Source organism: Stenotrophomonas sp. FW305-3-2-15-E-LB1 (assembly GCF_058787375.1).
Genome location: NZ_JBYSZR010000008.1, coordinates 123,703 through 130,424 on the forward strand (window position 1 = coordinate 123,703; position 6,722 = coordinate 130,424).

General features: G+C 67.0%; 7 protein-coding genes. 3 read left to right on the forward strand and 4 right to left on the reverse strand.

Translation table 11 applies throughout. From position 1 onward, the window contains the following. Nucleotides 1–15: 15 nt before the first annotated feature. On the forward strand, nucleotides 16–624 hold the full coding sequence (locus AC3WL7_RS08475; protein WP_492749975.1) for a metal-dependent hydrolase: 609 nt from the start codon (nucleotides 16–18) through the stop codon (nucleotides 622–624). Further along, nucleotides 621–2,006, forward strand: a complete 1,386-nt coding sequence (locus AC3WL7_RS08480) for an FAD-binding oxidoreductase (RefSeq protein ID WP_492749976.1) — start codon at nucleotides 621–623, stop codon at nucleotides 2,004–2,006. Before AC3WL7_RS08475 ends, AC3WL7_RS08480 begins: the two co-directional genes overlap by 4 nt. 1,145 nt (nucleotides 2,007–3,151) lie before the next feature. Here the strand turns inward: AC3WL7_RS08480 and AC3WL7_RS08485 are convergent. Continuing rightward, entirely contained in the window at nucleotides 3,152–3,502 is a 351-nt protein-coding gene (locus AC3WL7_RS08485; RefSeq protein ID WP_492749977.1) for a hypothetical protein, read from the reverse strand. A 467-nt stretch (nucleotides 3,503–3,969) separates the two neighbouring features. On the opposite strand from AC3WL7_RS08485, the gene AC3WL7_RS08490 reads away from it, so the two are divergent. After that, nucleotides 3,970–4,392, forward strand: coding sequence for a hypothetical protein (locus AC3WL7_RS08490; RefSeq protein WP_492749978.1), 423 nt, complete (start codon nucleotides 3,970–3,972; stop codon nucleotides 4,390–4,392). A 65-nt stretch (nucleotides 4,393–4,457) separates the two neighbouring features. Here AC3WL7_RS08490 and thiL read toward each other — a convergent pair whose 3' ends face one another. The 3 genes from thiL to ribH all read right to left on the reverse strand — a co-directional run bounded on the left by thiL (nucleotide 4,458) and on the right by ribH (nucleotide 6,575). Further along, nucleotides 4,458–5,420: a thiamine-phosphate kinase gene (gene thiL, locus AC3WL7_RS08495; protein WP_492749979.1), complete on the reverse strand. Its 963-nt coding sequence runs from the start codon at nucleotides 5,418–5,420 to the stop codon at nucleotides 4,458–4,460. 211 nt (nucleotides 5,421–5,631) lie between these two features. Continuing rightward, entirely contained in the window at nucleotides 5,632–6,111 is a 480-nt protein-coding gene (gene nusB, locus AC3WL7_RS08500) for a transcription antitermination factor NusB (protein ID WP_116862605.1), read from the reverse strand. After that, on the reverse strand, nucleotides 6,108–6,575 hold the full coding sequence (gene ribH, locus AC3WL7_RS08505) for a 6,7-dimethyl-8-ribityllumazine synthase (RefSeq protein ID WP_079220615.1): 468 nt from the start codon (nucleotides 6,573–6,575) through the stop codon (nucleotides 6,108–6,110). The genes nusB and ribH overlap by 4 nt, the downstream gene beginning before the upstream one ends. Between the last annotated feature and the right edge of the window lie 147 nt (nucleotides 6,576–6,722).

A 6,722-nucleotide genomic window follows, 5' to 3' on the forward strand; every position in this document is an offset into this window, starting at 1 on the left:
CACGGTGTGTGACTGATGCCGTCGATCATCACCCATGCCGCCGTGCCGCTGGCGCTGTGGTGCGCCGCTGACCGCGGCCGCATTCCGCCGCGCCTGCTGGCCGCTGGCGTGATTGCCGCCATGCTGCCCGATGCCGACGTGCTGGCCTTCGCCCTGCACATTCCCTATGCCGATGCGTTCGGCCACCGTGGGGCCAGCCATTCGCTGCTGTTTGCCTGCGTGCTGGCCGCGTTTGCTGCGTTGCTGGCGTTCTTTGGTAGTCGCCGACCTGGGTCGGCGGTTCTGTGCCAACCAAGGTTGGCATCTACCACGGCGCGATCAACCGCGGCATCGACCGTGCAGGCCGCGGTCTTCGTCCTGGTCTGCGCGGCCAGCCATCCGCTGCTGGATGCGATGACCTCGGGCGGGCTGGGCGTTGCCCTGGCCTGGCCGTGGAGCGAGCACCGCTTCTTCGCACCGTGGCGACCGATCCGCGTATCACCGTTTGCCCCGCAGTTCTTCAGCGCGCGTGGCCTGGCCACGTTGCTGTCCGAACTGCGCTGGGTGTGGCTGCCGCTGGCCACCGCCGTGGTCGCCTGGAAACTGATCCACCCTGCCCCTGCCGTTCCCCGGGAACCCTCATGAGTACTGCCCTGCCCGCCCCCCTCGTTGCCGAACTGTCCGCCCTGCTGGGCGCGGAGGGCTGGCGCATGGATGACACCGCGCTGGAGGCCAACGCGCAGGACAATTCCTGGCGCCGGCAGCGCCCGGAAGCCGTGGCCCTGCCGGCCGATATCGGGCAGGTGCAGGCCCTGGTGCGTGCGTGCCGTGCGCATGGCGTGGCCCTGGTGGCGCGCGGCGCGGGCACCGGCACCACCGGTGCGGCGGTGCCGCAGCCGGGCAGCATCGTGCTGTCGTTCACCCGCATGGACCGCATCATTGACATCCGTGCCGGTGACCGCTGCGCCGTGGTGCAGCCCGGCGTCCTGAACGGCACGCTGCAGCAGGCGCTGGCGCCGCACGGCCTGTTCTGGGCACCGGACCCCTCCAGTGCGGATATCTGCAGCATTGGCGGCAACCTGGCCTGCAACGCCGGCGGCCCGCGCGCGGTGAAGTACGGCACCAGCCGCGACAACGTGCTGGGGCTGGTCGCGGTCACCGGCGCCGGCGAAGTGATCCGCTGCGGCGGCGCCTACACCAAGGACGCCACCGGCTACGACCTGACCCATCTGCTGGTGGGCAGCGAAGGCACGCTGGCACTCATCGTCGAGGCCACCCTGAAACTGACGCCGCTGCCGGTCAGCCAGGCCGGCCTGCGCGTGCTGTACCGCGATGCCGACGCCGCCGCTGCCGCCGTATCGCGGCTGATGTCGCAGCCGGTCGTGCCCACCCGCCTGGAATTCATGGATGCACGCAGCCTGGAGCTGCTGCGGTTGAATGGCGCCGATGTCCCCGAGGCCGGCGCGATGCTGCTGGTCGAAGCCGATGGCGACCACGACACCCTGCCCTACCTGCTGCAGGCGCTGGCCAGCGCCGCCGAAGGCGAGGGCATGATCGAACTGGACGTGGCGATGGAAGGCCGCGCGCGCGACCAGCTGTGGGCCGCCCGCAAGGCGCTGTCGCCCGCGCTGCGCAGTGTTGCCCCGGGCAAGATCAACGAAGACGTGGTGGTGCCGGTATCGCGCATTCCCGATCTGGTGGCCGGCGTGCAGGCACTGGCGCGCGACTACACGCTCACCATCGTCACCTTCGGCCATGCCGGCAACGGCAACCTGCACGTCAACATCCTCTACCACCCTGAGGATGCCGAGGAGAACGCACGCGCGCAGGCCGCGCTGCCGAAGATCTTCGCGCTGACGCTGGCACTGGGCGGCACGTTGTCCGGCGAACATGGCATCGGCATCGCCAAGCGCGATTTCATGGCCCAGGCGTTCACCGCGGAGACGCTGGCGGCGATGCGCGCGATCAAGGCGGCGCTGGACCCGGATGGCATTCTCAACCCGGGCAAGGTGCTGCCGGCGGCATAGCCGTTGGTAGAAGCCAACCTTGGTTGGCACGCGCGCAAGCGCGCCCGCTTCAGGCCACATGACACCTGCCACAGCGTGCCAACCAAGGTTGGCACCTACCAGAGCGATTGTCCGCTTGTCGCGATCTGCGCGTTCGAGCAACCGCCGCCGCGACGCTGCAACGATTCGTATTTTTTCTACTTTGCAACTTTCCTCATTGGGCGCCAGGCGCTTGCGGCCAATCATGGGCGCGCCACCGACAACGGGTGGCACGGGACTCCAATCCCGTTCTGATCTGAAGGTTGTATACGTTTGCCTGCCGGCGTCGCGCATCCCGTGTGCGTGGCGTCGGCAGGCACTCTGTCCGCGCATCCATGGCGGGCGGTGCGTGGAGGGTTTCGGCCCGCCGGCTTCATTCAGATCACCGGTATTGGAGCCACGCATCGTCCGCCACCCTCGCATTCCCGCGCAGGTGGCATCGGGCGCCAGGCGCTCGCGGCCAATCATGGGCGCGCCACCGACAACGGGTGGCACGGGACTCCAATCCCGTTCTGATCTGAAGGTTGTATACGTTTGCCTGCCGGCGTCGCGCATCCCGTGTGCGTGGCGTCGGCAGGCACTCTGTCCGCGCATCCATGGCGGGCGGTGCGTGGAGGGTTTCGGCCCGCCGGCTTCATTCAGATCACCGGTATTGGAGCCACGCATCGTCCGCCACCCTCGCATTCCCGCGCAGGTGGCATCGGGCGCCAGGCGCTCGCGGCCAATCATGGGCGCGCCACCGACAACGGGTGGCACGGGACTCCAATCCCGTTCTGATCTGAAGGTTGTATACGCTTGTCTGCCGGCGTTGAGCATCCCGTTTGCGTGGCGTCGGCAGGCATTCTGTCCGCGCATCTATGGCGGGCGGTGCGTGGGGGGTCTCGGCCCGCCGGCGTTTTGCATGATTACAGCCGGTATTGGAGCCACGCATCGTCCGCCACCCTCGCGTTCCGCTCCGGTGGCCCCCGCTCGTCTGCCCCTTCAAGTATCGCTTCGTGCCTTGGAACAGGGAACATAGGATCTCGACGCTACGAGGGAAAAACTGCCCCCTGGGATCAAGAGCGCTCCCAGCATCCCGACGAACGAATGCCCTGGTGCCGACAGACGCCCCGACTATGGCGAACGCGTCACTTTGCGTCGATCAGGATTAGACCGTCGTCTGTCGGATGCAGCTGCAGATAGACCTCCCGTCCATTGTTACGGAACGTGGACCAGCAAACCGCTTGCCAGCCCAGGCCGCAATTGACCTCGGGAAATCCAAGCACTGTAGGATGCGAGTACTCGCGTGGCGTTCCACGCCACCCAGATTTCAACAACGCAGGTCGCAGCACTCTGTAGTCCATTTCCCATCGCGCGCCTATTGCTTTCAGCGTGCCTGGCATCGGCGACGGATTGTCCTTGTAGCTGCCCATTATGTAGCCGGGTTCTATGGTGACGGGTGAGGATGCCAACAGAAAGCTGATCAGAATAAATTTCATCTGCGGAGCGTAACGGTATCGATGCGCGTGGCAACTGGCGGGGATGCAAACGCCCCTGCGATGAGCAGTCGAGCAAGCTCGACTCTACGAAAAGCAGATTGTCGCAATCGGCATGCGTTGACGTTCTTCGCCGCGACGCTGCAACGATTCGTATTTTTTCTACTTTGCAACTTTCCTCATTGGGCGCCAGGCCCTCGCGGCCAATCATGGGCGCGCCACCGACAACGGGTGGCACGGGCTTCCAATCCCGTTTGAAATATGTGGTTTACGTTTGTCTGCCGGCGTCGCGCCCCCTGTGCGTGGCGCCGGTAGGCAATCTGTCCGCGCATCTATGGCGGGCGGTGCGTGGGGGCCTTGTGCCCGCCGGCGTTTGACCACGTTTTCACCGGTATTGGAACCACGCATCGTCCGCCACCCTCGCATTCCCGCGCAGGTGGCATCCCGGTTTCATGCACAAGGACGCCAAGATGACCGCAACCAAATATCCCTGCCTGTTCGCCACGCTGGGCGAAGCCGCCAAGCAGTTGCCCGATGAGCTGGCACGCGCACTGGAACGCACGCTTGCCGCCACCCCGGCGGCGAATGACCCTGCGTACACGCCCGGCAGCATCACCGTGCTGGACTGCCTGCAGCGCATCCGCCAGGGCGAAGCCGCCGATGGCCAGCCGTGGCCGAGCGATGGCCATACACCCGGCCAATGCATGGCGCTGGCGGGCATTGATCGTGCCAATGCCGGGCAGACCTTCCTGCTGGAACTGCTGCACGCCATCGAACGCACCCGCGTGGATGGCGATGAGAACCCACAGATGGGCGATGCCGCGCGCGAGGGGATTCTGTTTGCCTGCCGCGCGTTGGCCGAGTACGTGGGCGTGCAGGTACGCGCGGCGTAGCGGGCACCATCCCGCACCTGCACCGCGACGCGGTAGCGCCGGGCCATGCCCGGCGTGTCCCTGTATCAGGCGAAGTGCTGGTATCCGCCGCTGGCGGATTCACCATCGACCTGCACGCCCTGCCCTTCGGTGATGCGGCCGACGCGGGTCAGCGGCACATCCAGCGATTCGGACAGGTACAGCAGCGCATCGCGCTGGTCGGCTGCAGCGGTGAAGCACAGTTCGTAATCATCGCCGCCACGCAGCGCGCACTCGCGCGCACCGTCGCGGCCCAGCAGGCCACGCAGTTCGGGCGAGATCGGCAGCACGTCGGCATCGATCTGTGCAGCGACGCCACTGCGCGCCGCGATGTGGCCCAGATCGGCCACCAGGCCGTCGGACAGATCCACGGCGGCATGCGCGAAGGCACGCAGGCGCAGGCCGAGGGTGACCCGCGGGGTGGGACGCAGCAGGCGCAGGCGCAGGGTTTCGTAGTCACCCAGCAGGGTGGCGGTGGCCACGTCCAGCGCGCCCTGCTGCCAGAGCTTCAGTGCACCGGCGGCATCACCGATCGTGCCGCTCACCCAGACATCGTCACCCACCTGCGCGCGGTCGCGGCGCAGCGCCTGGCCGCGGCCAACCTGGCCCATCGCGGTCACCGTCAGCGACAGCGGGCCGCGCGTGGTGTCGCCCCCCACGAGGGCCATGTCGTGCTGGTCGGCCAGAGCGAAGAAGCCTTCGGCGAAGGCGTCGATCCACTCTTCGCTGGTGTCCGGCAGGGACAGTGCCAGCGTGCACCACGCCGGGCGTGCGCCCATCGCGGCCAGATCGGACAGGTTGACCGCCAGGGTCTTCCAGCCGATGTCGTAGGCAGGGGTTTCCGCCGGGAAATGCACGCCGCTGTTGAGCGTATCGGCGGTGACGACCAGTTGTTCGTTGGCACGCGGCTGCAGCAGCGCGGCGTCATCGCCGATGCCGAGCAGGATGTCGTCGCGCTCGCTGGTGCGCGCGCGGATACGGTCGATGAGGGCGAATTCGGCCAGGGACATGGGGCGCTCCGGCGGGTTGCATGGATGGGCGGCGGGCGCGAATGCGGGCGGATCGTGCCGATCGGATGGAACCGCCGGGGTAGAGTCGACTGTCAGTCGACTGCTCGCCCGTCCGACACGACGACTGCTGATCGAAAGGCAGTCGACTGACAGTCGACTCTACCGAAGCAGATTCCCGCGCCGTTCAACGAACGATGCGGGACGCAGGGGGTCAGTGACCCGATTCGACCTTGCGCCATTCCACGGCGGCACGATCCAGCACGCCGTTGACGTAGGTGTGGCCATGCTCGGAACCAAAGCGCTTGGCCGATTCGATGGCTTCGTTGATGACCACGCGGTACGGCACGTCCAGGCGGTAGCGCAGCTCGTAGCCGGCCAGGCGCAGCACGGCGCGTTCGATGGCATCCACTTCTTCAATGCCACGGTCCAGGTACGGGCCGAGGGCTTCGTCGATGTCGCGGCGGTTGTCCAGCACGCCATGCACCAGCGCTTCGAAATAGGCCAGATCGGCGATTTCGCGGGCCTGTTCGTGGGCGAACTGGGCGATCAGCGACTGCGCGTTGCCGCCGGAGATCTGCCAGGCGTACAGCGCCTGCACGGCACGACGGCGGGCGCGCGAACGCAGCACCGGGTCGATGCCATCACGGCGGACGGGTTTACCGGAGGGCTTGCCCTGGGTGTTCTTGTTCATGGCAGTTGCTCCAGCAGGTTGACCATTTCCAATGCAGCGATTGCGACTTCTTCACCCTTGTTGCCATGGCTGCCACCGGCGCGGGCCTCGGCATCCTCGGCACGTTCCACCGCCAGCACGCCGTTCAGCACCGGCACGCCGAAATCCAGCTGCACGCGCATCAGGCCTTCGGCGCAGCGGTCGGCCACGTGTTCGTAGTGGCGGGTATCGCCACGGATGACGCAGCCCAAGGTGAGGATGGCGGCGTGTTCATGGGCGGCGGCCAGGCGCGCGGCGACCAGCGGCAGTTCCCAGGCACCCGGCACGCGGATCACGTCGATGTTGGCTTCGGCAATGCCGTTGCCGGCCAGGCTCTGGCGGGCGCCAGCAACCAGGGTATCGGTGATGCGGGCGTTCCAGCGGCTGGCCAGGATGGCAAAGCGCGCCGACTCGGGGGTGCGAAGATCGCCTTCGTAGTGGCTCATATGCGGCTTGGGGGTTCGATTAGGGGGTGATTCTACCGCATGGTGTGCCGACCAACGGTCGGCACCTACCAGGGGGCCGGGAGGATGTGCCGACCAACGGTCGGCACCCATCGTGGGTGCCGACCGTTGGTCGGCCCGCCCACCTGG

What these genes read in the sequence shown, in the direction of transcription:
- ribH (WP_079220615.1), bottom strand. Translation starts at nt 6,575, where the DNA reads ATGAGCCACTACGAAGGCGATCTTCGCACCCCCGAGTCGGCGCGCTTT.
- thiL (WP_492749979.1), bottom strand. Translation starts at nt 5,420, where the DNA reads ATGTCCCTGGCCGAATTCGCCCTCATCGACCGTATCCGCGCGCGCACC.
- AC3WL7_RS08490 (WP_492749978.1), top strand. Translation starts at nt 3,970, where the DNA reads ATGACCGCAACCAAATATCCCTGCCTGTTCGCCACGCTGGGCGAAGCC.
- nusB (WP_116862605.1), bottom strand. Translation starts at nt 6,111, where the DNA reads ATGAACAAGAACACCCAGGGCAAGCCCTCCGGTAAACCCGTCCGCCGT.
- AC3WL7_RS08485 (WP_492749977.1), bottom strand. Translation starts at nt 3,502, where the DNA reads ATGAAATTTATTCTGATCAGCTTTCTGTTGGCATCCTCACCCGTCACC.
- AC3WL7_RS08480 (WP_492749976.1), top strand. Translation starts at nt 621, where the DNA reads ATGAGTACTGCCCTGCCCGCCCCCCTCGTTGCCGAACTGTCCGCCCTG.
- AC3WL7_RS08475 (WP_492749975.1), top strand. Translation starts at nt 16, where the DNA reads ATGCCGTCGATCATCACCCATGCCGCCGTGCCGCTGGCGCTGTGGTGC.